The following is a 25,915-nucleotide window of genomic DNA, read 5'->3' as shown; positions in this document are numbered from 1 at the left end:
TTGAAATTGTTTACTAAGTTATACGATATGGCATTAGTGTGGGCAAAACATCGCCACGCAGAGCGTTATTTAGCAGGGATGAGTTTTGCTGAATCAGTTATTTTTCCTATACCGCCTGATGTAATGCTTGCGCCTATGTCGCTTGCTCAACCAAGCAAAGCGTGGCGTTTTGCTACACTGACTACTATAGCTTCAGTTATTGGTGGGGTATTTGGCTATTTACTTGGTTTTTGGTTATTTGAGCCTGTTGTTGAACCGCTTATTGCGCAAATGGGATGGCAAGATAAATTTAACGTTGCTTTAGAGTGGTTTAAAAATTACGGAGTTTGGGTTGTATTTTTAGCTGGGTTTTCTCCTATCCCCTATAAAGTGTTTACTATTGGCGCTGGTTTATTGCATATGGCGTTTTTGCCATTTTTATTGGCGTCGGCGGTAGGTCGTGGCGCGCGCTTCTTTTTAGTTTCTGCTTTAATGAAATGGGGTGGAGTTAAAATGGAGCAGAAATTACGTCAATATGTTGAAGTACTTGGCTGGGGACTCGTGGTTTTAGTTGCGATAGCGTACATTTTGCTACGTTAAGCATTGAAAAATCACTTTTTGGTAATTAAGGGCAAAACACTATGAATAAACGACAAATTCTCTATGTTACTTTATTTACAAGTGTTTTGCTCAGTGCTTGCTCATCTCGCCAAGCGCCAGCCCCAGTAAGCAGTTTAAATACAAATGTAAAACCTTATACAAGCAAGGTTAATATCACAGGTGATCGCTATACAGTCGAAAAAGGCGATACATTATATTCAATCGCGTTTAGTGCCAAACAAGATTTTAGAACCCTAGCGAAAAACAACCGTATTCCAGCCCCTTACATTATTCAACCGGGGCAAATAATAACGTTTAAAAAACCATCAGAAAAAAAGAAAAAGCAGAAAAAATATACGAGTTCGAGTAAAAAGTCTACAAAAGAAATACAAAAAAATAACAAAAAATTAAAGAAAGAGCTTGATCAGCCAAAACAACGAGAGTATGTTCAAAAACAGACTAGTAAAAAAGTTAGCAATTCCAATAGCATGTACGATAAAAGGGTACATTGGTCTTGGCCAGCTAAAGGAAAAGTAACTCAGCGCTTTTCTACTAAGGAAAATGGTTTTAAAGGGTTACAAATTGCTAATAAAAAAGGTTCGCCTGTTTTAGCCGCAGCCAAAGGAACGGTTGTTTATGCGGGGAATGCGCTAAGAGGTTACGGTAATTTAATCATATTGAAACACAATGATGATTATCTAAGTGCTTATGCACATAATTCAAAACTGCTAGTTAAAGAAAAACAGGATGTGAAAGCAGGACAGAAAATTGCAGAAGTCGGTAACTCTGACTCAGAAGTAACGGCTCTACGTTTTGAGATTCGTTTTCGGGGTCAAGCAGTCAACCCTGCAAAGTACCTGCCTTAGCTATCGGGAATATATATAAGTGGTCAATAAATCACTTATTTGCTTGAGGGTACGCTCATGGGTAACACAGCAAAAGTAGAAAAATCAAAAGACGTAATTGATGATAAATTCGATGATGTAGCGGTTGAAGAACCAAATAAAGCATTATTGGAAGAAGTTGATAGCGAAGATGAAATATTTGCTAAAGAGGAAGTAACTAAAAACTTAGATGCAACCCAACTATATTTAGGCGAGATAGGTTTTTCACCTTTACTGAGTGCTGAAGAAGAAGTGTTTTTTGCCCGTAAAGCGTTAAAAGGCTGCGAAGCTTCTCGTAAACGTATGATCGAAAGTAATCTACGTTTAGTTGTTAAAATTGCCCGCCGTTATAATAATCGTGGTCTTGCGTTACTTGACCTTATTGAAGAAGGTAATTTAGGTTTAATTCGCGCGGTAGAGAAATTTGATCCTGAACGTGGATTTAGATTTTCAACTTACGCAACGTGGTGGATCCGTCAAACGATTGAACGCGCTATTATGAATCAAACTCGTACCATCCGTTTGCCTATCCATGTTGTTAAAGAACTTAATGTATATTTACGCACCGCACGTGAATTAACGCAAAAGCTAGATCATGAGCCAACAGCGGAAGAAATCGCTGAGTGCTTAGATAGACCTGTTGAAGACGTAACAAAAATGCTGCGTTTAAATGAAAAAATCACCTCAGTAGACACCCCGATTGGTGGTGAGAACGATACTGCTTTACTGGATATTATTGCTGATGAGAAAGGCTTTGGTCCAGAAGGCGAAGTACAGAATAACGATATTAATAAGCATATTGTAGATTGGCTTGGTGAGTTAAACCCCAAGCAACGCGAAGTACTTGCTCGTCGTTTTGGCCTGTTAGGTTATGAACCATCAACCCTTGAAGATGTAGGTCGTGAGATTGGTTTAACTCGTGAGCGTGTAAGACAAATTCAAGTTGAAGCGCTGCGCCGTTTAAAAGATATTTTACAGCATGAAGGTTTAAGTACAGATAGTTTATTTGACCAATTCAATTAATCTGCTTTATTACATACGTAAATAGAATTAAAAAAGCTGAAGGGTGTCACTCTTCAGCTTTTTTTGCTTTCAGAATATTAAAGCAGTGCTTTTAACTTATAAAGTAAGTCTTGGGCTTGGCGTGGGCTTAGGTTATCTAAATCGATTTCAGCCAGCTGAGTTTCTACCTCACTCGGCTCGCTTTCAAATAACGATGCCTGCTGAACATTAAGATCAGCGGTAACGGGTTGATGATTCTCAAGCATCTTTAGCTTTTGTTTAGCTTGCTTAATCACAGCTTTCGGTACGCCAGCTAATGCAGCAACTTGTAAGCCAAAGCTTTTGCTGGCAGCGCCATCAAGCACGGTATGCATAAACGCGATAGTATCATTGTGCTCAATCGCATCTAAGTGAACATTTACGAGCCCAGCTTGTTGCTCAGCTAATTCGGTTAACTCAAAGTAATGCGTTGCAAATAAGGTTTTGGCTGATATTTTTGATGCTAAATGATCAGCCGTTGCATACGCTAAAGATAAGCCATCGTAGGTACTTGTGCCTCGTCCAATCTCGTCCATTAAGACCAATGATTGCGCTGTTGCATTATTTAAAATAGTCGCCGTTTCGGTCATTTCGACCATAAACGTTGAGCGTCCTGATGCAAGGTCATCGCTGGCACCAATACGTGTGAAAATACGATCAATATGACCAATATGTGCGCTGTCAGCGGGGACGAAACTACCAATGTGCGCCATTAAAACAATGAGTGCAGTTTGGCGCATGTAAGTTGATTTACCACCCATGTTTGGCCCTGTAATGATCAACATTTTACGTTGTGCATTGAGTTCAACAGGGTTGGCTATAAACGGGTCTTTCATAACTTGCTCTACGACAGGGTGGCGGCCTTGCTTGATACTTATATCGTCATTGTCGCATAGTACGGGTTTGGCGTAGTTAAGTGTAACAGCACGCTCTGCGAGGTTATTTAGCACGTCTAAATCAGCTAATGCGGCGGCCATCATTTGCAGCTGTTCTATGTGGGGAGCTATAAATTCAAATAATTGTTCATAAAGTTGTTTTTCAAGTGCGAGCGCTTTTGATTGGCTACCTAGCACTTTGTCTTCGTGCTCTTTAAGCTCTGGAATGATGTAACGTTCATTATTTTTAAGTGTTTGGCGACGAATATAATCAGCAGGTACTAGGTGGGCGTTGGCGCGGCTCACTTCGATAAAGAAACCATGAACACGGTTATACCCTATTTTAAGAGTGCTGATCCCTGTGCGTTCACGCTCACGCAGTTCCAGTTGTTCAAGTACATCGGTTGCGCCTTGGCTTAACGCGCGCCACTCGTCTAACTCACTATTATAACCGGGGGCAATTACGCCACCATCACGAATAAGTACCGGTGGATTATCAATCACGGCTTGCTCAAGCAAATGTTGTAAATCTGGTAATTCAGGTGACTGCATGATGATTTGAGTGATGCGCGGGTCGCTGGCATCCGTTAATAACTCATGCAGTGGTACAAGGGCTTGTAGAGCGCTGCGTAGGCGCGTTAAATCGCGTGGGCGGGCAGTACACAAAGCAAGGCGCGCAATAACACGTTCAATGTCACCTATTTGCTTTAAAGAATCATGCAGCTCACAGTAGAGCTGAGCATCGATAATGGCACTAATCGCATTAAGACGTGCATTTAGTTCAAGCTTAGAACGAATTGGCGTATGAATACGACGTTTTAATAACCGTGAGCCCATGGCTGTCGCGGTTTTATCGAGTACTTGCGCTAGGGTATTTTCAAAGCCACCTGATAGGTTAACAGTTAGCTCTAAGTTTTTGCGTGTGGCAGCATCTAAAATAACAGCGTGTTCATTATGCTCAAGAGTAATGGCGCGAATATGCGGTAAAGTAATACGCTGAGTATCTTTTACATATTGCATTAAGCAGCCGGCAGCGACTAATGCCGCTTTGGCTTTATCAACTCCAAAGCCAACTAAATCCTTAGTGCCGAACTGATCGCATAATAAGTGTTGTGCAGTATCTAAATCGAATTCCCATTCAGGACGACGACGCACACCTTTAACATGCTCAATTAAATGAAAGTTAGCAAAGTCTTCACTATAAAGTAGTTCTGCAGGCGCCAAACGTTGCAAGGTTGAACTAAATGCTTCGTCGGTATTTACTTCAACAATGTTAAACACACCAGAGTTAATATCTAAATAAGCAACACCGTATACACCTTTTTTGCTTTGCCAAACACTGGCGAGCAAATTATCTTGGCGTTCTTGTAATAGCGCTTCGTCCGAAATCGTACCAGGTGTAACTATTCGCACAACTTTTCGTTCTACAGGCCCTTTGCTTGTGGCTGGATCGCCTACTTGTTCACAAATAGCGACCGATTCGCCCATCTGCACTAATCGCGCAAGGTAGTTCTCAACAGCATGGTAAGGTACACCGGCCATAGGTATAGGATCACCGCCAGCTTTACCGCGATGAGTTTGCGAAATATCAAGCAGTTGAGCCGCACGTTTGGCGTCATCAAAGAACAGCTCATAAAAATCACCCATCCGATAAAACATTAGAATATCGCGATGCTCAGATTTTATTTTTAGATACTGCTGCATCATCGGAGTTTGTTGACTTATAGTGTGTGGTGCATAAAGATCAAACGACATGTATTTACCCAAAGGCTGAATATGGAATTACATCAAGAGATTAAAACACTTGCTGCGCAATTAGGTGCTATTTTAACGGATAAATGCTTATGGATCACTACCGCTGAATCATGTACTGGTGGCGGAGTGAGTTATGCGCTTACAGATACCCCCGGAAGCTCTGCGTATATTGACCGTGCATTCGTAACTTACAGCAATAAAGCAAAGCAAGATTTACTGGGGGTTAATGCACAAACATTAACACACTATGGTGCAGTGAGTGAGCAGACTGTTTTGCAAATGGCAGAAGGTGCAAGTAAAGCTGCACATGCAGATATATCAGTCGCTATATCAGGAGTCGCAGGCCCAGGTGGCGGCACTAATGACAAACCGGTCGGTTTAGTATGGTTTTGTATTAAAATTGGCAATAAAGTGCATTCTAGCCAACAAATATTTGCGGGCAGCAGAGCCGAAGTTAGGTCGCAAGCTATTGTTTATGCATTGAAAAGTGTTATTGAAAAGATAAATTTATAAAATAAGCTTGATACTGTGATTTCATACAGTATACTTGTCTGCATTAGCCGGATTTGGAGAGTAAAATGAACGATAACAAACAAAAAGCATTGGACGCTGCTTTATCTCAAATTGAGCGTCAATTTGGTAAAGGCTCAATTATGAAATTGGGTGATAACAAAGCGTTAGATATTGATGCTGTATCAACAGGCTCACTAGGCATTGATATCGCGTTAGGCATAGGTGGTTTACCTATGGGGCGTATTGTTGAAATATACGGTCCTGAGTCATCAGGTAAAACAACGCTGACACTACAAGTTATCGCAGAAGCTCAAAAAGAAGGTAAAACATGTGCCTTTGTTGATGCTGAGCATGCTCTTGATCCAATTTACGCACAGAAACTAGGCGTTAATATTGATGAGTTATTAGTTTCACAACCAGATACCGGTGAGCAAGCACTTGAAATTTGCGACATGCTTGTACGCTCAAGTGCTGTCGATGTAGTCGTTGTCGATTCTGTTGCTGCACTTACACCAAAAGCTGAGATTGAAGGTGACATGGGTGACTCACACATGGGTCTTCAAGCACGTTTAATGTCACAAGCATTACGTAAGCTAACGGGTAATATCAAACGCTCAAACACATTATGTATCTTCATAAATCAAATTCGTATGAAAATTGGTGTTATGTTTGGCAACCCTGAAACAACAACAGGTGGTAATGCACTTAAGTTTTACGCATCTGTTCGTTTAGATATTCGTCGTATTGGCTCTGTTAAAGAGGGCGATGAAGTCGTTGGTAACGAAACCCGTGTTAAAGTGGTGAAAAATAAAGTTGCACCGCCATTTAAACAGGCTGAGTTTATTATTATGTACGGCCAAGGTATCTCTAAACACGGCGAGCTTATTGATTTAGGCGTTAAACATAAATTGGTTGAAAAAGCCGGTGCATGGTACAGCTACAATGGCAGTAAAGTTGGCCAAGGTAAATCTAACTCAATTAAGTTTTTGAAAGAGAATCCTGAGATTTCAGATGAGATTGAAGGTAAGTTGCGTGATTTATTGCTATTAAAAGCAACCATTAAGCCTGACGATGAAGATGCTCTTTTAGCTGATGATGCAGAGCTTTAAACAGACTCAATAAGCTCGACTTGACCCGCGCTTAATATTAAAAAACCGCTAAATATAATTATTTAGCGGTTTTTTATTTTTACTTTTTGAGTAATGAGCTAGGGCGTGTTGACCTTTCGTGATTGATTTTGCAGCAGTATGTTTGGTATTTAGGCAAGGCAGAGCCTATGTCGTGTGGTTGTTCCCCATAAATAGGCGATAACGCAGTATAAATGCCAAACATGCGCTGCCCAAAGGGTTCTTCCTAGGGGCGATTGACTCTTTGTTGCTCGGTTTTTACTTAGCCCACTAGGTTACAAACCTCGCGCCGCGATTAAATCGCCCCTAGATTGAACAAATTTCAATCCACAAAGGTCAACACGCCCTAGAGCTTTTTAATAAATAAAAAGCGTGTTAGTCATTATAGTTGCCAATTTACAGAGATGGCGTAACTACGTGGTGCACCGTAATAGCCTTGTGCCCAGTATAGGCTGTTAATGTATTTTTCAGAGGTAACATTATTAATGTTTAAAGTGACCCCTACGTTATCAGTAATTTCGTAAGTGGCCATTAAATCTAGTAGCCCATAAGCGTCTTGCTTTGTTGTAACGAGTGCATTATTGTTGGCATCACGCACTTGTACGCGCTTAGTATCATCTTGCCAGCGGTAATTTAAACCAAAGGTTAGACCTTCAATCGTTGGTACTTGATGAGTAATAGCAAGCTTAAATTGATTCTCAGGGGTGTAATCTTTAACTAAGTCATCACCTTCAATATTTACGCCACTGTAGCTAAAGCTTGCACTTAGATCGTCAGTCAATTTACCGCTGAGCTCTACTTCAAACCCATCACTATTAATGCCGTCAGCGCCATAAAAGCGCGTATCATCTGGCGATGAATTAGGAATAGCTACAGCAAGTCCTACTTGTTTGGCATCAAAGTATGCCAAAGTAATAAATAGATTATCTTCAAGTAATTGAGCTTTTAGGCCAACTTCACTGCTTTTACCAGTAATTGGATCTAAGTAGTCACCGTTAATGTCGCGTTGTGTTTGTGGCACAAAAGTTTCGGTGTAGCTAGCATAACTAGAAATACTCTCGTTGAAGTCATAAACAGCACCGAAGTAAGGCACTGTTTGCTCACTATCTTTCGCTTTATTTACGCCATAAGAAATACCATCAGTTTGCCAGTTAACTTGGCTTATACCCGTTAAGAAGTTAAATGAATCGGTGAGACTAAGTCGTGCTGATATATAAGCCGAGCGTTGTCTGTTTTTTACATCCCCACCACGTAAGCCTGCATTTAAAGTGGGTACTGGCGCTGATCCGTCCCAAGTATTTAAGTGATCAATGCTAGGTGCTGGATTAGGGTGCTGCTGGTTTGCATCATATAGCGATGATTCGGTTTTTTTCATATCGGCTTGGTTTACGCCAAATGATAAATCATGCTCACGTGAGAATAAATCAAGTTTACCTGTGGCATATAAATCAAAAATATCATGCTCATCTTTATAATTATAATTACTTGCTAAGCCAGATAGACCTGTTTGAGTTTCTTTATTTGGTGTGCCGTATACGTAAAATAAAGCCGACTCTTGCTCATTTTCTATATGGGCATAATTCGCTTTTATAAACCAACTAGCAGCAATACTTTGCTCAATAGATACAAATATTTGTTCAGCGGTATTGTTCCAGTATGACCAATCAGCGGCAGTGCTGGTTGATGAGTCATAATTTGTTGCTGTACCGTCAGTGTAATAAAGTGGCAGCGCACCCCATAGAGGACTATCAGCATCCTTTTTTTGATTAACGTAGTTAACAGATAAAAGAGTACTATCGGTTAGCTGTCCTTCGTAGGCTAGGTAATAAATAGTTTTATCTTGTTCATAACGATCTAGGTATGAATCTGTTTTTTGCTTAGTGAATGCGACGCGTACTGCATGGTCATCCGCTAAGGCTGTTGAAGCATCAAGCTCAAAACGTTTGTTATTCCACGAACCATAAGAAGCTGAAGCGCTAACTTTTGTTTGATAAGTCGGCTTTTTAAGCACCATATTAACAGTTGCTGATGGATTACCAGCACCGGTCATTAAACCGTTGGCACCGCGAACAACCTCAATACTTTCAAAAATTGATGTATCAAGCGTACCTTGAATAGAACCTAAATCTTGAGGCAAGCCCATACCATTTATTTGAAAATTCGTAATTTCAAAACCACGGGCTTTAAAATACGTACGATCTGTCTCTATTTGTTCAACGGTTACGCCTGGTGTGCTCTCTAACACTGCGTTTAAATTATCAAGCGAGAAGTCATCCATGAGTGCGCGCGAGATCACTGAAATAGACTGCGGCGTTTCTTTTATTGTTAAGCCAAGTTTGGTCGCTGATTGTGCATCTTCCGTTATATAGTTTTTGTGGTGTTGTCCATACACCGCGATTTTTTCAATATTCTCATCATTGTCTTTATTTTCAGTGGCTTGGCTGTAACTGCTGAGGGCTAAAGAGGTTAGTACGGCTAACTTAGATAAACGTAAAAATTGCGGGGCAGACATGTAAAGTTCCAAATAGTTCAAAGAAGCGAGTAATTTAATCTAAATGATAGTTATTTGCAATACTTGTTCTATTTAAGTGGATAGTTAGAGTGGTATGGTTGGCAATAAAAAAGCGGCTAAAGCCGCTTAAAAGGAAGTAACAGGAAATAAATAATATTAAAATGCATATTTAACAGAAAATTGTAAGCGTTCCATATCACCATCAGAGCCGCTTTCTAGTTCGCGTTCGGCAACTTTTAACTCAGCACCAAATGTTAGCTTTTTAACTGGAGAATAAAGAATATTAGCGCTATAGCTTTGACTTGTTTTTGTTGGATCGCCAGTTATCGCTAGTAAATCTGAGTTATTATCGGCTGAGAAGAATGAGTATAAGAATGTTGAACGCCATTGGTTATTCCATTGCTGTTGATAAGCAATAAAACCAGATGTTGAATCAATCTCATCGAGATCATCGCCATTAAGTACCGCACTATTAGCAACATTTAAACCAATATAGCGCCCTAAACCTTGGCCTTGGGTAAGCATAAATTTAAGATTGTTTTTACCAAAATTAACTTTACCAGAGGCGCTTACACCAAATGATGTTTCGTCTGCGTCAATGCCGTTTTGTTTGTAGCTAAGTTGACGTGCAAGCCCCGCAACCACAATCTCACCCCATTTTGCCTTGTGCGCATAGCGAGCTGTAAAATCAGGTAAAGATGCATCATCAATTGACGCTCTTGAACCACCTTGCATTGTTACTGTGGTTTCAGGGTTTTCTATAGAGAAAGACCAGCTACCCGTTGTGTATTTAACTTGAGCTTGACGAACAAATACAGTGCCCTCTGCTGGGCCTACAAAATCGAGTGTTTCAGGTAATGCCCCTACGTTCTGGAAGTTTGACCATGTTTGGCCAAATAACCAACCATCATAAGTAATAAATGCTTGGCGAACACGCGGGGCGTATGAGTTACTCACGCGTTCATTTCCGCCGACAGCTGATGCAATAAAATCGATTTCAATTTTAGTTTTTATTTCTTTACCGTCATCTAGCGTTGTTGCAGTACCAAAGAAAAAGCGTGATTGGCGAGCATGCATATCAAATACTGGATCACTATCTACATCAGCACCCACAGGTGTCGTGCCTGGTACGTAAAAGTCACGACCAATGCTTCCGCCAGCTTGTACACCTGATGAGTAGTCACTCCACATAGCATCTAGCTTTACATAACCACCGTAAGTTACATCAGTATTACCAATGGTTGCAGCATGCGCGCTTGCTGATAGTGCGCATAGAACGGCTGTCGCGGTGAGGGTTTTTAATGCTGTTGTTTTTGTTGTCATAGTCAATGTCCTATTCGAGGCTGCTTGTTGCATTTTTGTAATACCACTTTTGATTAAGTACGCTTTTTACTCAATTACCTATTGGTCTATTAGACTAAGGTGGCATTATTACAGAGCATAAAAAGTACAAATTATTAACACACTGTATTAATGGTGTAAAAAGTGCGATAGTTTAGTATCTTTTTAGGTACATATAAACAATTAAAAGGCTCTACAACTAAGGTCTAATACTTTCACCTACGATGCTGGGTGATCCTTGGGGTAGGCCGATGGCAAGTAATTAAAAATGGAGACGACTATGTCACAAAGTATCTATCCAGTTCCTGCACATATCAAGAATGCAGCATTAGTTGATAACGATAAATATAATACACTTTACAAGCAATCTATTGATGACCCAGAAAGCTTCTGGGGTGAACACGGCAAACGCCTTGATTGGTCTACACCTTTCACTAAAGTAAAAAATACTTCTTTTGATAAAGGCCATATCAGTATTAAATGGTATGAAGATGGCGAACTAAATGCGTCATATAATTGTATAGATCGCCATTTGGCGACTAAAGCAGATAAAACAGCACTCATTTGGGAAGGTGATGACCCTTCACAAAGCGAACATATTTCTTATCAGCAACTGCATGATGAAGTTGCTAAGTTTGCCAATGGCTTAAAAAAATTAGGTGTACAAAAAGGCGATCGAATCGCTATATATATGCCAATGTCACCGCAAGCGGTTTACGCAATGCAAGCATGTGCGCGCTTAGGTGCAATTCATTCAGTGGTATTTGGTGGCTTTTCACCTTCAGCCATCGCTGATCGCATTAAAGATTCTGGCGCTAAAATAGTTATTACATCTGATGAAGGCCGCCGAGCAGGTAACACCGTACCGCTTAAAGCAAACGTAGATGAAGCCGTTTCACAACCATCAGTGACGACAATCGAGCACGTCGTCGTGCATCAGCTTACTGGTGGGGAAGTGCAGTGGAATGAACATGATGTTTGGTGGCATGACTTAGTTGCTGATGTACCTGCAGTGTGCGCGCCAGAGCCTATGAACGCAGAAGACCCGCTCTTTATTCTTTACACGTCGGGTTCTACAGGGCAACCAAAAGGCGTGGTTCATACCACCGGTGGTTACTTAGTTTATTCATCGATGACCCACGAATACGTATTTGATTTAAAAGAAGATGATGTTTTTTGGTGTAGCGCTGATGTAGGCTGGATCACCGGCCATAGCTATATTGCTTACGGGCCATTAGTAAACGGTTGTACGCAAGTATTGTTTGAAGGTGTGCCTACTTACCCAACAGCTGGCCGTATGGGTGAAGTCGTTGATAAGCATGGTGTAACAATTTTATATACTGCACCTACGGCAATTCGTGCATTGATGGCTAAAGGCGATGAACCTACAGCCACATCAAATCGCGATACTTTACGTATTCTTGGTTCTGTTGGTGAGCCAATTAACCCAGAAGCATGGACATGGTATTACGAAAGTATTGGTAAGAGTAATTGTCCGATTGTTGACACTTGGTGGCAAACTGAAACCGGCGGCATCATGATCACACCATTACCAGGTGCGATTGACATGAAACCGGGTTCTGCAACGCGTCCATTCTTTGGTATCGCCCCAGCATTATTTGATGCCGAAGGTAATACACTTGAGGGCGCTACTGATGGCAATTTAGTTATTCTTGATAGCTGGCCATCACAGGCTCGTACAGTTTATGGCGACCATGAGCGCTTTGAACAAACGTATTTCTCAGCGTATCCGGGTGTGTACTTTACCGGTGACGGTTGTCGTCGTGATGAAGACGGTTACTACTGGATCACAGGTCGCGTTGATGACGTGCTAAATGTATCAGGACATCGCCTAGGTACAGCAGAGATAGAAAGCGCGTTAGTTGCCCATGCCGCAGTCGCAGAGGCTGCTGTTGTTGGTTACCCGCATGATATTAAAGGCCAAGGTATTTATGTATATCTTACGCCAAACGAAGGCGTTACTGTTAGCGATGAACTGACCAAAGAGGTGCGTAACTGGGTGCGTAAAGAGCTAAGCCCAATTGCATCGCCAGATATGATTCAATGGTCACCTGGTCTACCTAAAACACGCTCAGGCAAGATTATGCGTCGTATTTTACGTAAGATCGCTGCAAATGAGCATCAACAACTTGGTGATACCTCAACACTTGCAGATCCGGGCGTTGTTGATGAATTAATCGAGAACCGATTAAATCGTTAAATTTGCGTTAAAAACTTGATTAGAAGTTGATTCTAAACGTAGTATATCGGCTGTTGTCTACTTGATAGATAGCAGCCGAATTTATTAGGAGTGAACCATGAGTCAGTTTTTAATAGCGGATGACCACCCGTTATTTCGTGAAGCACTAAAAGGAGCATTAAGTTCAAAGTTTGATGATTTAGACGTTTTTGAATCAGATAGTTTTGATAGCACTTTGCAGGTACTTAGCGAACAAGAAGATTTAGACATCTTACTACTTGACCTACATATGCCAGGAAGCGGCGATTTATACGGCTTAATTCGCATTCGTGAAGACTACCCAAGCTTACCAATTGCAGTTGTATCAGGCAGTGAAGATATACATATTGTTTCAAAAGTCATGAGTTATGGTGCAATGGGATTTATTCCTAAATCATCATCATCGGATGATATTGCCAGTGCAATTAACCAAATTTTGGATGGTGACGTGTGGTTACCGCTCGAACTAAAAGACAAAGTTGCAACCGTTGAAGGCGAAGATAAAGAGATCGCAGCGCAAGTTGCGTCGTTAACGCCCCAGCAGTACAAAGTATTACAATATCTACACGAAGGTTTACTGAATAAGCAAATTGCCTACGAACTTCATATTTCAGAAGCGACAGTAAAAGCCCACATTACTGCAATTTTCAGAAAACTAGGCGTTTATAACCGTACGCAAGCGGTATTGATTGCAGCAAAATTACAACTAGAACCGATTGAACCTGCACAATAAGTACACATTAATAATAACAAAAATAAAGAGGCGAACAGCCTCTTCATTTTCATTGGCATGCTATTTCCACAAACCAAGAGCTTAACTAAACACCACAGTACGATTACCATTAATAAACAGCTTGTGCTCAGACGCTAATTGTAGTGCCTTACAAAACACGGTTTTCTCAACATCTTTACCCATTTTAGCCATCATTTCAGCGGTATTCGCATGATTTACATGAGTCACGTCTTGCATGATGATTGGCCCTTCATCAAGCTCATTATTAACAAAATGCGCGGTAGCTCCAATAATTTTAACGCCACGTTCAAATGCTTGATGATACGGTTTTGCACCAATAAATGCAGGCAAAAATGAATGGTGAATATTAATGATTTTACCGTCAAAACGACCAACAAACTCAGGGCTTAAGATTCGCATATATTTGGCAAGGCCAATAATGTCAGGGTTATAGCTGGCAATGAGATCACCCACTTGTTGGTCGTGCTCTAAGCGGCTTAATCCTTCATGGGACACAACATGAAAAGGGACATCAAAGCCCTTAGCCAGTGGTGCTAAATCCGGGTAGTTTGCAATCACAGCAAGTACCTCTATATTTAGCGCTTGCTCAAATTGCTTAAGTAAAACGCCACCTAAGCAATGCGCCTCTTTCGTAGCGAGTAAAACAACTTTGGTTTTTTCATTTGTATGTAGAGCAAGCTGCGCACCATCAGGAAGCACCCCTTGTAGCTGCGCCAAAAAATCATCATTTGGTTGCCCAGTTAACTCCGTACGCATAAAAAATCGTTTAGCATCTTTATCTACAAATTCATTATTACGTGTAATATTTAAATTATGCTCGTGACAAAGCCCTGTAATTTTGGCAATTAAGCCCACATCATCCGCACATTGCGTTGTAAGTATTGTGTTCATTTCCTTCATTCCAATCCCATGATTAGTCGTTTTATTATTTGTTAATTTATCACGAAAACAAAAGGGGTTATAGCTTGTAAATTTTAGAGTAAATACAATAAGTACGCGGGATTGACGTGGTAGCTGCAATTTTATATCGGGTTAAATGCACCGGGGTTTCGTAAATATGCGAATATTTGGATTGGTACGGGGTAACCCTCTTAAAAACGCGGGGTAAACTCGCTGCTACTTTATATAAATACAACCCCCAATGGAGTAGTCGACGATGTGGCTCACTATGTTTGATCTTAATGGATTTACGACGATATAAGGGACATTGTTTATTAAATCGTTTTCATCACTAATTAGATTATAAACCTTACGCTGCGATTAAATTGCCCCTAAATTGAACGAATTTTAATCCGCAAAGTTCAACAAGCCCTAGTTAGATTTACTTTGCAGTTCTCACTTAAGTGCTTTTTATAATTATTCACAATGACTTAAGCTGGCAACGTAAGTTACTTGGTGTCATGCCTGTCCAGCGTTTAAATGCGCGCCTAAAGTTGGTCAGATCATTAAAGTTAAGCTCTATGGCGAGCGCTTCATTGCTTTGTGCAAGAGTTATGATATTAAACACTGCGGTTTGCCGCTTGATGCAATCTTGTAAAGCGATAAAACGCGTATGATGTTGTTTAAGCTTACGTTTGAAAGTTGCGGGACTCATAGCAAAATAATGCGCTACGGCCTCGAGGTTTTGCTGTGGCTGGGCTGAAATATAGTTACGAACCAATTGCAACCAAGGTGTGGCTGGTGATGTGTGCTGCATTAAGTTTGCTAATGATTGCTGGAGTAAGCTTGGGCAACTATCAATTAAATATTTGTTATAAAGCTCGTCACTTATACTGATCATAAATAATTGCTGCGAGAACTTACACTTTGCTTGCAAATTAACTTGGTATTGCTCTATATATTTGGGCTCAGGGTAAGGGAATGAGAAGCATAAGTCACTGTTATTACCAATGCGTGATTTGCACGTTGTTGCGATAAAGCTGGCAAATAGTTCACAGCAAAATTGTTCTACGGCGGTGTTAATAGCACCAAAGCTGAGGTTAATAATGAAGTGATGACGTCTGTGATGATGTCTATGCTGCGCATTAAATAAATTTAAGCCATGCAATGGAAATTGCAGTAATAATTTTTGTAGGCATTTTAAGCTCGAAGCTTGAGAGAATGCACTGTGTAAAGGGTTGTGGTTAAGTAGCTTACGGCCAAGTAAAAAACTAAGCTCGTGTTGCCAATCTAATTGCTGACAGTTTTCTTGTAAACGATAAAATTGAGCAACACTTACATTACTTTTACCTAGCTCAAAATCTTGATAAAAAAGCTTGGTCCCTTTTAATAATTTGTCTGGATGGATCCCACGGTGTTTGGCCAAGTCGACTAATTGAGCCGCCCAAGATTGTAATCCAGTACATGGTGTATCTATGTCGATTACTTTTTTAAAATTCACGCAGTTTGCTCAAATAAGCGTTTGTTATTTAATAAGCCTTTATGCAGCTTACTGAGTAAGGCAGATGTTGAATCATCGTGTTGCGCTGTAATTAAGCTTCGGTGCACTTTTTGTTTTATGTTGGTTTTTTTTGTACTTCCTTGAAACGAAAATGACTCTAGTGCATTAATAATTGAGCGACTTAATTCATCTGCCATATTTAAAGGCGTGTCAGGCAGTAATACAATAAAGCAGTCACTGGCATAACGACAAACTAAATCATTCTTGCGTACATTTAGGGTTAATACTTGGGCAAATTCATGAAGTAATTTGTCGCCAGCTTTGGCGCCAAATTGACGGTTGAAACAGTCAAACTGAGCTATATCAAGCATCAATAATGAAAAACCATGCTCGTTATGATGCAGTAAATTGAGCTCTCTATTTATTTGACTTTTCATATAATCGGCGCTGGCTAAACCACTGATTGCATCGCTGAGCTGGTGTTCTCGGTAAAAGCGCTCTCGGTTTCGTAGTTGCAGGTTTATGCTCATTTGTTCTTGATGCCAATGATATAGAGCAATGCTCATTAAAATCATGCCAAATGGCGCAGGAATAGATTCAATGGTACTCAACCATGCTTGATTTTTATCGTAGTTGACAAATTCATCAATAAAATCAAGAGTCATTGATAGATTCATAATAGCCAAACCTGCAAATAATAGGTTGGTTACTCGCCCTTTCGGTCTACTGAGTAAAATAAAGAAAATCCATAGCAAGGTCATGATTGTAATTCCCCCTTCACCAGCAACATCAAACCAATCAATATTATTATGCCCTTTGTAGTGCCCATAACTGAGGGTGAGTGTCAGTACGCAAATCAACATGGTCGCTAAAATAAATAACAGTGAACGGTGTAATTTTAAAAAGGTTAAATTCATGATGCGCTCATTAGGTTGGGTTTGGACGACAGAGTTTAAATACCACTAGGGTCATATTAGCTCACAGTGATGACATATTTTTTACTGACAGGGTGGGTTTATGCGGTTTTTATTGCAGTTACTGCGATTACCCCACGTGGTTTGGGGGTCAAATTAGCTCATTTAACAAAAGTAACGGCGTTAAATACATCAAATAATCGCATTTAAAAGTAGTGTAACTAGCACTGACATATTTAGTTCATCTTTTACTTTTAGGGTGTTGCCGGTAGGCCACGTTGTGGCCGCTAACAACATTAAATTATAAGTCGCAATTAAGAGATCAACTATGAACCCCTTTAAATCGTCACCATTTATTAAATCGAGTATCGCTATTGCATGTTGTAGCATTTTATACGCAACACCAGTACTAGCTGATGGCAAAGTACAAGGGCGCATAACGGATGCTAGCCATAGTGTTTATTTTGGCGGGGCAAAAGTTACTGTTAAAGAGCTAAGCCTAAAAACAGTAAGTAGCCGCGATGGTACGTTTTCATTTAATAAACTCCCCGCTGGTAATTACACCTTGGTTATAAATTACATTGGAGCGGAGCGAGTTGAGCAGGCTATTACGGTTGTTAATAACAAAGTATTTGAAAAGCTGTTTGTTATCGGTGAGCAACAAGACGCGATGGATAACATTATTGTTTATGGGCAAAGCGCAGGGCAAGCGGGGGCGATTAACCGTCAAAAAAATGCAAATAATTTAAAGTCGGTGGTGAGTGCTGATTCAATTGGCCAATTTCCAGATCAAAATGCAGCAGAGTCATTACAGCGACTACCCGGTATTTTTATTGCCCGAGATCAAGGTGAAGGCCGCTTTGTTGGGATCCGTGGTATTGATCCTAATTTAAATAATGTCACAGTGAATGGTTTGAATGTCCCTTCGCCTGAGGCGGGTGTGCGTTCTGTAGCAATGGATGTGATCCCAAGTGAGCTCATTCAAAGTTTAGAAGTAAGCAAAACAGTTACGCCAGACATGGACGCCAGTGCCATTGGCGGCTCTATTGAAGTGAAAAGTTTAAGTGCTTTTGATAAAGCAAAGCAGAGCTATAGCTTTACAGCGCATGGGTCATATAACGAGTTAGAATCAAAAGCTAGCCCCAAGCTCTCCGGTAGTTATACCAATATATATGAGCTTGATGGCGGTGTTGATTTAGGTATAGCGACAGCGGTATCTTGGTTTAAACGTGATTTTGGATCACGAAATATAGAAACCGATGGCGGCTGGAGTGAATTTAAAGTTGAAGACGCAGCAACAGGAAATGATCTAACAATTATGGGTGCTGAAGAAATTGAGCAGCGCCATTATCAAATAACTCGAGAGCGTTTAGGCGCTGCGCTTAATGTTGATTTACATACGAGCGCGACGGATAAATATTACTTACGTACTTTGTACAGTGATTTTTCAGATGACGAATACCGCCAGCGAAACGAATATAAATTCAGTGATGGAAAATTACTGCAAAGTAGCGATACCACGGGGAGTTTTACTGGCGCAGAAATGGACCGCGACACGAAAGACAGATACGAAGAGCAAAGCATTTTATCAATGGTGGTAGGGGGTGAAAACCAGCTAAATAATTGGTTTGTTGAATACAATGTAGGTTATTCAAAATCTCAAGAAAAAGAACCAAACCGTCTTGATGTTACCTTTGCAGCAGAAAATATTGATATGGGTTACACCGCGCGTACTGATACGCCAATGCTAACTCAATCAGCTAATGCGCATGATTTAGCGCTGTTTGAAATGGACAAAGTTGAGGTTATTAATAATACTAGCGACGATGAAGAACTGAGCTTTAAGCTTGATTTTACGCGTGATTTTGTTTGGAAAAATAACAATGGCGAGTTTAAGTTTGGCTTTAAACAGCAGCGCCGTGAAAAACGTAACGATGTAAATGTAGCGATTTACGATGGCGATTTTTTAGATGCGATGGGCAATGATTTTGCAACTTTAGCGCCAGACTATGACTTAGGTAAGTTTGGCCCAGGGTTAAGTCGACATGCGATAGCTCAGTTTGTTAGTACAAATAAAGCGACGTTTGATTTTAACAGCAATGAATCTCGAGTTGAATCTGATGGTGAGAGCTATATAAGTAATGAAGATATTACAGCCGCCTATGCAATGATTAGCATAGATATAGATAAGTTACATATAGTGGCTGGTGTACGCTATGAAGCAACTGATTTTGATACTCAAGGTAATCAAGTGGAGTTAATTACCGATGAAATTAATGACACGGAAAGCGTCACCACAACACCGTGGCAGGTTAGCAAAGATTATGATTATTTTTTACCAAGCTTAAATTTACGTTACAACATTAATGATAAATTGGTTACTCGGTTTGCCTATACCAATACCATTGCACGGCCTACATTTAGCGACTCCGCTGCTTATCAACTTATCGAGAGCGAAACCACCGAAGACGATGGCGTTATTGAAACGCAACGTAAAGCACAAGTTGGGAACCCCGATTTAAACCCATACGAATCAATGAATTTAGATGCATCAATAGAATACTATCCGGGCACGATTGGCGTGCTATCTGCTGGGGTGTTTTATAAAGATATTGATAACTTTATTGTGCAACAAGAAGTACAAGGAAATGTCGGCTGGGATGGTTTTGATGAAGTAGTCCAAATGGTCAATGGTGGCAAAGCCTCGTTAACTGGGGTTGAACTAAACTGGAATAAAACCTTTAAATCAGGCTTTTTATTAGGGGCCAACGGCACATTTATTAATGCTGATGACAAACTACCTAACCAAGCTGATACCGTCGCAAATGTGCTCATCGGTTTTGAGAACAATACAATCAGCACTCGTTTAAGTGCATCTTATAAAAGTAAGAGCTTTCAATTTGATGATGCAGATATGGCTGTATACGAAGACAGTCATATGCAGTTAGATTTAAGTAGCAAGTATTACTTTAGCGATAATATTAATGTGTACTTTAACGCGACAAACTTAACTGATGAACCATTGTATTTATATCATTCTGATAAGCGTTATAACTATCAGTATGAGTCATACGGGCGCACCTTTGAGTTGGGCTTTACGTTTTCTTCTTTATAAAAATATTGATGAGCTTGCAATTATGCAAGCTCGCTATTGAGAATGTTATGAATAAATTAAATACAGTATGGTTGGTATTAAGTGTGTGCTTAGCCGTATCAGGTTGCACATATCAAAATGTAGATAAGCCAAAAAAGAGAAATATAGGCACCGCCGATATTGCATTCTTAGCGTTTGGTGATGGCGGGTACCATGTTGATTACCCAAAAATAAAGCACCTTAAAAATCCAAAGAACAAGCAGCAATTTATTGCAGCTGAGCTTAACGATTGGCTTGAAGATTACCGCCCCAGAGCTGAGTTTGATCATGCGCCTATTTATGTTTATCCCGGAACTGATATTGCAACAGAGCAAGGTGGGGCACAAGCGGTTGGCTTAGCTATGGCTCAGCTATGTAAAACCAAAGCGTGCCAGTTTGCTATTCAATTGGGAGATAACGTATACCCAGATGGCGCCGATGCCGATGACGGTAAAGACGATCAAAAGCGTCTGCACGATTTAGTGTATGCACCACTTAAACCGTTGTTTGATGTTGACCCCAATTTAGTTGTGTATTCAGCATTGGGTAATCATGACTGGAAAAGCTCGCGTAAAGGTGTTGCTTTACAAACACAGTGGATGGCAAAACAGGCCAATTTTTATATGGAAGAGCAAGGTTATTACAGTTATAAAAAAGGGGGTCCAGGTAATGATGTAGAGTTTTTTGTACTGGATACCAATATGCTGTTAGCAGGGCAGACATTCTATGAAGTACCACTGAATTCAGATGGCAGTGAAGGCGATGAGGGCCAAGCAATAGCAAATGGCACCGCCGAGCTTGAAGTTCATGAGCAGCATGAAGGCCCAAAAAATGGTGAAGACCTTAAACAACTCGCATGGCTAAAGCAAGGTATTGCCAACTCAACGGCGAAGTGGAAGTTAGTGTATGGCCACCATATTTTATGGTCAATAGGTGGTACAAAATACAGTGAAGGGCATGTATTAAGGCGTTTACTAATGCCTACACTATGTAAATATGCAGACGGTTATATTGCAGGACATGAGCACGATTTAGAGTTATTAACGGATGATTGTACACAGTACGACTCAGGCAATAGTCAAGGTAAGTTACCGTTGATCATCTCAGGAGCGGCTTCAAAAATGCGTGGTAAGCATACGCCGTTTGCGCAGTATCAAGCGCGTCAGTATCCTCAGTATGATTTAGTGTGGTCAAAGAGTTTTGTGTGGGGCTTTAGTCACATAAACCTTGATAATGAAGACGATCAACTTGATGTGAGTTTTTATACAACTGCGCGAGATTTAAGTGGTGAATTACAGTCAGAAGCTCAGTTTAGTTTTAATAAGCGCACGCAATAATTAAGCAATATCACTATGAGTAAATGTGCGATTTGTTTGCACATTTACACAGTTTTTAACAAGTATGTAAAGCTATGTAAGCGGGAGTAATGCTTTGTAAATCATGAGATTATTAACTTTATTAGGAGTCTAAAGCCGACTATAAACAATAAGGAATTGATTCCATGAATACCCCACTATTTAAAATTGCTTTAACAACAACGCTAATAACAACATTAACAGCTTGCTCGGGAGGAGATTCATCCACCAGCAAAAGTGGTTACATTCAACTTTACAATGGCTCATATAATAGCCCATACACACGCTTATTTATTGATGATGCTGAGCGTTCAGGTACAGACTTTGGCAATGTAACTACGCGCCATAATTACAGCACAAATAGTTATGATATTAGCCTACAGTATTTAGATGCAAACGACAGTTACATTACGATCAAAGAGCAAACCGTCGACGTAAAAGATAGCGTAACCCAATTATTAGTGATGAACAGCGACTTTGCTGAGCCAGCGATTAATGAACTCAGCGTACCCACCACAAGCGATGATGGTAAGTTAAATTTAGGTTTTTATAATATTGCAGGAGAGAACATCAGCTTTGATGTTTACTTAGCTAATGATGATGGACTGTTTGATACCGCAGAGTTAATAACGTCACCTACTTATTTAAATGAGCTAGATTTAAAAAGTATTGATGAAGGCTATTACACTTTATATCTCACGCAAAGTGGCGACACCAATGTTATTTTTGAGTCAGCTACGGTGTATTTAAACGACAATGCCAGCTATGTAATGATGATACGCCCAAGTTATGCTACGCAAGATGACGGTATCGCACTTGATATTGTGACCTCAAGTAATAGCGTGACACAGTTAAAGCATCAGGCAGCACAAGGGCAAGTTCGTTTTATTAATACCATAGATGATTATTCCCAAACTCGCTTTACTGTAACCAGAGGCGCGCAAAGTTACCCATCTGAGTTGACTGCAAACGACACCTATTCTAACTACCTTGAGCTTGCACCTAATAGCTACAGTATTGCGATGACGAATGATACAGGTGATAACATTGTTGATAATTTTTTACTCACCCTTGAACGTGAGCAAAGTAACGTTGGACTTTTTTATACCGATAAAGAGTTTGGCCCACGAATGATGACATTAAAAGAAGATTTAACGCCAAGCAGTTATAGCCATAAAGTGACTGTTGTTAACTTATTAGATAGTTATGCAGGGCAAAATATTGTTGATGTCGATGTGGTCTTTACCTTAAACGGCGAAACGGTTGATGATGCAAAAAATAGAGTGACGGGTATTGATCAATACAGCCAAGAAAGCGTCGTTGTTGATAATGAAACATACACCACCTATGTATTGTATGAAGATAACGGGCAGCAAATAGTGTTGATGCAGCAAGGTGATATGGATTTTAGCCAAGAGGGTAACTATATTTTAATACTTGAGCATGACGAAGCCAGTAGTACGGGCTATAAGATGACGTTAGAGCGCACTATTACGCAATCTGTCGAATAATTTAACGCAAATGAATTTCAGCGCTATAAAAAGTAGCGCTGATTTTTGTGTTTATATTAAATACACTTTACGTTATAACGGAGGTATTAAAGATATCCAAGGATTGAAAAATGGACGATGGTATAGCGCTAATTGTATTAGCGATACTAATTATATTGGCAGGTTCAATAGCAGGCTTAGTTGCTTTTTTTCAGCTCGGTGGGCTGAAAAATGAAATTACGGTATTAAAAAAGCAACTGGCTTATGTATTAAATCAGCAGAAAGATAGCGCGTTAGGTTCTAAAGATCAGAGTTTACAGCAGGATTCATCGCAGCTTAATAAGCAAAACACGGATATGCAAAGCGCTTATGCACACAGTATTTACCCGCATGATCCTGAGACAGACAATCCGGATATAACCAACACAGATGCAGCAGCCCATCAAACTCGCTCAGTGCAATCATTTGCAGTAGAGCCGCCGCAGAGTCCAGATACCTTCAAGCCAGTATCGCATGAACAAGCGTCTCCCTCATGCGTTAAAAAACAACCGTCTTTTTTCAACACCTTTTTAAGTCAATTTAAAACTCAGCTACAAGAAAATTGGATGACTTGGATAGGGGGGGTTGCGTTAGCCTTCGGTGGAATATTTTTAGCTAAATACAGTTTAGAAGCGGGCTTATTGTCGCCTTCATTACGCATTACATTTGGCGCTTTATTTGGCGTGACACTCATTGGCCTTGCTGAATATTTACATAGGAAAGGCATTGTCTTTGAAGGGTTTAATAACTACGTGCCTGCGGCGCTAGCGGGAGGCGGTTTTATTAGCTGCTTTGCGTTAACTCTACTTGCGTATTCAAGTTACGCAATGTTAAGCCCTACTGCAGCCTTTGTTATGTTAGCAGTTATAGCATTAGCGGCAAGTGTAATGGCGTTGCGTTTAGGGCCGTTATTAGCCGTGCTTGGCATTGTTGGCGCTTACAGTGTACCAATATGGGTTAATACAGGCAGTGGCAACCTTATAGCACTGCTTATGTATATTGGTTTTGTTACTTTATCGGCGGTACTGGTTGCGCAAAAAGTAAAACGCAATTGGTTGTGGTATTTACTTTGGACATGCCACATTGGTTGGTATTGGGTCGCATTGAGCATAATGAATACTCAGCAATATTACCTTGTAGGTGGGTTTGCGTTGTTATCTATTATTGGCCTGATTGCGATGGCGCGCTTAGGGTTAATGCTACGCTTACTCGAATACCGCCCGCATAGCCTTAAGCGATTACTTAAGTTATTGCCTGACAACCCATTATTATTGGCAATTGTAGTGCCGTTACTGCTTGCAATCGTGATGTCATTGGCCAGCATGCAGTGGCAAATTATAGGGCTGTGTACAATTGTTATGTTACTGTTTTTGGTTTTGCAAAATAGCCGATGGGATCTCTGGCAGGGGCTTGCATTAGTGGTTGCTGTGGTTTTAGTGATCACCCAACAGAGGCACTTTAATGGTGATGATCACTTATTTATATTTAAAGGTATTTATGGCTTAGGATTAATACTGGGCATTGGTTTTTGCTGCTATGGGCTTTATTTTGGTGCTCGTTATAGAAAACGCCTAACCTTTCATTTGCTGGCATCGTTTGGTGTGTTTGTTATGTTAGCAACTCTTTACACGATTACCCCTGAGCAGGATTTAAATGTTGCATACCCAGTGTGGACAGTTATTTTATTACTGACCAGTGGCGTGCTAATTAAGCGCTCACAAGCCGCCAGTACTCAATGGCAACAATTTAGCTATTGGATTGGCGCGAATGCCAATATAACACTGTGTTTAACCATGCTATTAGCTGATAGTGGATTAACACTTGCTCTAGCCATTCAAGTGCTCGTTATTAGTTATTTAGTAAAACGCCATAATGTGCCAATGCCGCATTGGCCAATTAAAGCGCTGGTGGCTGTGTTGCTTGCCCGTTTAACCTTTGCACCATGGATTGCAAGTTACTCTGACTTAACCTTGTTATCGTTACATTGGAGCGCGGTGGTTTATCCGTTATGCGTTGGGCTATTTTGGTTTGCGGCAAAACAGTGGCAACAAACCGATATGAAAATCTGGCTCGAAGGCGCAACACTGCATTGTTTAGCACTGTTTATTACAACAGAGACCAGCTATCAGCTTGTTGGCCACTACCCACAGTTATCTTCATTAAGTTTTTATGAGCAAGTATTACTAAGCTGTAATTGGCTCGCTTTAGGTTGTGTTTATTTATATCGTTCACAAAGCGCAGGGCAGTTAGGGAAGCTTTATAAAGTGGCAGGCTTATCGCTTGCGGGATTAGCGGCTTTGTTGTTATTAAATACATCACTTGATAACAACCCTTTATTTGAGCGCCTATATATTGGCGAAACCCCAGTGTTTAACTGGGTGTTATTAACTTGGTTTGTACCAGGCTTACTTGCACTTTGGCTGGCTAAATTAGTTAAACCACTTAATACAACACTCAGTGCTATAGTCGTAGGTGTATCGGGGCTACTCGCGTTTTTAGCAATTAATGCGCTTATTCGTCAGTATTGGCAAGGTGCGTTTATTCACCTAGGAAAAGGTGCTAGTGATGCCGAGCTATACAGCTATTCTGTGATTTGGTTAGCCCTTGGCGCGCTAGTCGTTATTAGTGGTCATTTAAAACACCAATTGTTACTGCAAAAACTGGGATTGGGTATTCTAGGTGCAGTCATTGTTAAAGTATTCTTAATTGATATGGCAAACCTAACGGGTTTACTAAAAGCAATTTCATTTATTGGTTTAGGGCTGTCTCTGGTGGCGTTGAGCTGGCTGTTTCAAAAGCTCAGAAGTAAAGCAGAAGTACATTAGCATGTACTTCTGCTACCACAACATAGAGACTTCAGCGTTTCACAGGGGGTTAATATCAAGGCGTTACTTTACAATAATGCCTTGCCTAAATAGCTTTTAACGTCAACTGAAATAGCATCTTGAACTGGCTTGGGTATACATGACGGATTATCGCTCAGC

Annotated in this window: 17 protein-coding genes; 11 read left to right on the top strand and 6 right to left on the bottom strand. The window is 40.4% G+C overall.

Features of this window, described 5'->3' with window-relative positions; genetic code table 11:
- From HJP15_RS03795 to rpoS, 3 genes are read left to right on the top strand one after another with little or no spacing between them, the layout of a single operon-like run.
- Nucleotides 1-579, top strand: a complete 579-nt coding sequence (locus tag HJP15_RS03795) for a YqaA family protein (RefSeq protein WP_054204284.1) — start codon at nt 1-3, stop codon at nt 577-579.
- 41 nt (nt 580-620) lie between these two features.
- Entirely contained in the window at nt 621-1,445 is an 825-nt protein-coding gene (locus HJP15_RS03790; protein ID WP_054204283.1) for a peptidoglycan DD-metalloendopeptidase family protein, read from the top strand.
- A gap of 57 nt (nt 1,446-1,502) precedes the next feature.
- Nucleotides 1,503-2,486: an RNA polymerase sigma factor RpoS gene (gene rpoS, locus HJP15_RS03785; protein WP_054204282.1), complete on the top strand. Its 984-nt coding sequence runs from the start codon at nt 1,503-1,505 to the stop codon at nt 2,484-2,486.
- A gap of 77 nt (nt 2,487-2,563) precedes the next feature.
- Here the strand turns inward: rpoS and mutS are convergent, their stop codons facing one another.
- On the bottom strand, nt 2,564-5,134 hold the full coding sequence (gene mutS / locus HJP15_RS03780) for a DNA mismatch repair protein MutS (protein WP_169326528.1): 2,571 nt from the start codon (nt 5,132-5,134) through the stop codon (nt 2,564-2,566).
- Between the two features lie 21 nt (nt 5,135-5,155).
- Between mutS and HJP15_RS03775 the strand changes: the two genes are divergently transcribed.
- Nucleotides 5,156-5,647, top strand: a complete 492-nt coding sequence (locus HJP15_RS03775) for a CinA family protein (RefSeq protein WP_170173099.1) — start codon at nt 5,156-5,158, stop codon at nt 5,645-5,647.
- A 65-nt stretch (nt 5,648-5,712) separates the two neighbouring features.
- Nucleotides 5,713-6,756, top strand: coding sequence for a recombinase RecA (gene recA, locus HJP15_RS03770; RefSeq protein ID WP_170173098.1), 1,044 nt, complete (start codon nt 5,713-5,715; stop codon nt 6,754-6,756).
- Between the two features lie 400 nt (nt 6,757-7,156).
- Here the strand turns inward: recA and HJP15_RS03765 are convergent, their stop codons facing one another.
- Together HJP15_RS03765 and HJP15_RS03760 are read right to left on the bottom strand one after the other, a co-directional pair.
- A complete protein-coding gene (locus tag HJP15_RS03765) occupies nt 7,157-9,286 on the bottom strand; it encodes a TonB-dependent siderophore receptor (RefSeq protein WP_054454921.1) in 2,130 nt (709 codons plus the stop codon).
- A 156-nt stretch (nt 9,287-9,442) separates the two neighbouring features.
- The gene (locus HJP15_RS03760; protein ID WP_170173097.1) at nt 9,443-10,609 is read right to left on the bottom strand and encodes a DcaP family trimeric outer membrane transporter; all 1,167 of its coding nucleotides are present in this window, start codon (nt 10,607-10,609) and stop codon (nt 9,443-9,445) included.
- A gap of 298 nt (nt 10,610-10,907) precedes the next feature.
- Here HJP15_RS03760 and acs point away from each other — a divergent pair, with 298 nt between their 5' ends.
- Together acs and HJP15_RS03750 are read left to right on the top strand one after the other, a co-directional pair.
- Entirely contained in the window at nt 10,908-12,848 is a 1,941-nt protein-coding gene (gene acs, locus HJP15_RS03755) for an acetate--CoA ligase (protein WP_054204276.1), read from the top strand.
- 97 nt (nt 12,849-12,945) lie between these two features.
- Entirely contained in the window at nt 12,946-13,599 is a 654-nt protein-coding gene (locus HJP15_RS03750; RefSeq protein WP_054204275.1) for a response regulator transcription factor, read from the top strand.
- Nucleotides 13,600-13,680: 81 nt separating this feature from the next.
- Here the strand turns inward: HJP15_RS03750 and purU are convergent, their stop codons facing one another.
- The 3 genes from purU to HJP15_RS03735 all read right to left on the bottom strand — a co-directional run bounded on the left by purU (nt 13,681) and on the right by HJP15_RS03735 (nt 16,917).
- Nucleotides 13,681-14,511: a formyltetrahydrofolate deformylase gene (gene purU / locus HJP15_RS03745; RefSeq protein ID WP_170173096.1), complete on the bottom strand. Its 831-nt coding sequence runs from the start codon at nt 14,509-14,511 to the stop codon at nt 13,681-13,683.
- Between the two features lie 469 nt (nt 14,512-14,980).
- Nucleotides 14,981-16,000 (bottom strand): helix-turn-helix domain-containing protein, encoded by a 1,020-nt coding sequence (locus HJP15_RS22275; protein WP_054204273.1) that lies wholly within the window; start codon nt 15,998-16,000, stop codon nt 14,981-14,983.
- Nucleotides 15,997-16,917, bottom strand: a complete 921-nt coding sequence (locus HJP15_RS03735) for a GGDEF domain-containing protein (protein WP_054204272.1) — start codon at nt 16,915-16,917, stop codon at nt 15,997-15,999. The genes HJP15_RS22275 and HJP15_RS03735 overlap by 4 nt, the downstream gene beginning before the upstream one ends.
- Before the next feature lie 325 nt (nt 16,918-17,242).
- Here HJP15_RS03735 and HJP15_RS03730 point away from each other — a divergent pair, with 325 nt between their 5' ends.
- From HJP15_RS03730 to HJP15_RS03715, 4 genes are all read left to right on the top strand, one after another.
- Nucleotides 17,243-20,029 carry a TonB-dependent receptor gene (locus HJP15_RS03730; RefSeq protein ID WP_170173095.1) on the top strand — a complete coding sequence of 929 codons (2,787 nt, stop codon included), beginning with the start codon at nt 17,243-17,245 and terminating at the stop codon, nt 20,027-20,029.
- Nucleotides 20,030-20,076: 47 nt separating this feature from the next.
- Nucleotides 20,077-21,384 (top strand): metallophosphoesterase, encoded by a 1,308-nt coding sequence (locus HJP15_RS03725; protein ID WP_170173094.1) that lies wholly within the window; start codon nt 20,077-20,079, stop codon nt 21,382-21,384.
- Between the two features lie 164 nt (nt 21,385-21,548).
- Nucleotides 21,549-22,913: a hypothetical protein gene (locus HJP15_RS03720; protein ID WP_054204269.1), complete on the top strand. Its 1,365-nt coding sequence runs from the start codon at nt 21,549-21,551 to the stop codon at nt 22,911-22,913.
- A 110-nt stretch (nt 22,914-23,023) separates the two neighbouring features.
- Entirely contained in the window at nt 23,024-25,756 is a 2,733-nt protein-coding gene (locus tag HJP15_RS03715; protein ID WP_170173093.1) for a DUF2339 domain-containing protein, read from the top strand.
- Nucleotides 25,757-25,915 lie beyond the last annotated feature (159 nt).

The organism is Pseudoalteromonas sp. NEC-BIFX-2020_002, assembly GCF_013002825.1.
GTDB classification, from domain to species: domain Bacteria; phylum Pseudomonadota; class Gammaproteobacteria; order Enterobacterales; family Alteromonadaceae; genus Pseudoalteromonas; species Pseudoalteromonas neustonica.
This window is presented reverse-complemented; position numbering and strand designations above follow the sequence as displayed.

Coding starts and splice junctions, on each gene's coding strand:
- purU (WP_170173096.1), bottom strand. CDS start 14,511: ATGAACACAATACTTACAACGCAATGTGCGGATGATGTGGGCTTAATT.
- HJP15_RS03725 (WP_170173094.1), top strand. CDS start 20,077: ATGAATAAATTAAATACAGTATGGTTGGTATTAAGTGTGTGCTTAGCC.
- HJP15_RS03750 (WP_054204275.1), top strand. CDS start 12,946: ATGAGTCAGTTTTTAATAGCGGATGACCACCCGTTATTTCGTGAAGCA.
- rpoS (WP_054204282.1), top strand. CDS start 1,503: ATGGGTAACACAGCAAAAGTAGAAAAATCAAAAGACGTAATTGATGAT.
- mutS (WP_169326528.1), bottom strand. CDS start 5,134: ATGTCGTTTGATCTTTATGCACCACACACTATAAGTCAACAAACTCCG.
- HJP15_RS03765 (WP_054454921.1), bottom strand. CDS start 9,286: ATGTCTGCCCCGCAATTTTTACGTTTATCTAAGTTAGCCGTACTAACC.
- HJP15_RS03715 (WP_170173093.1), top strand. CDS start 23,024: ATGGACGATGGTATAGCGCTAATTGTATTAGCGATACTAATTATATTG.
- HJP15_RS03790 (WP_054204283.1), top strand. CDS start 621: ATGAATAAACGACAAATTCTCTATGTTACTTTATTTACAAGTGTTTTG.
- recA (WP_170173098.1), top strand. CDS start 5,713: ATGAACGATAACAAACAAAAAGCATTGGACGCTGCTTTATCTCAAATT.
- HJP15_RS03760 (WP_170173097.1), bottom strand. CDS start 10,609: ATGACAACAAAAACAACAGCATTAAAAACCCTCACCGCGACAGCCGTT.
- HJP15_RS03735 (WP_054204272.1), bottom strand. CDS start 16,917: ATGAATTTAACCTTTTTAAAATTACACCGTTCACTGTTATTTATTTTA.
- acs (WP_054204276.1), top strand. CDS start 10,908: ATGTCACAAAGTATCTATCCAGTTCCTGCACATATCAAGAATGCAGCA.
- HJP15_RS03775 (WP_170173099.1), top strand. CDS start 5,156: ATGGAATTACATCAAGAGATTAAAACACTTGCTGCGCAATTAGGTGCT.
- HJP15_RS03720 (WP_054204269.1), top strand. CDS start 21,549: ATGAATACCCCACTATTTAAAATTGCTTTAACAACAACGCTAATAACA.
- HJP15_RS03730 (WP_170173095.1), top strand. CDS start 17,243: ATGAACCCCTTTAAATCGTCACCATTTATTAAATCGAGTATCGCTATT.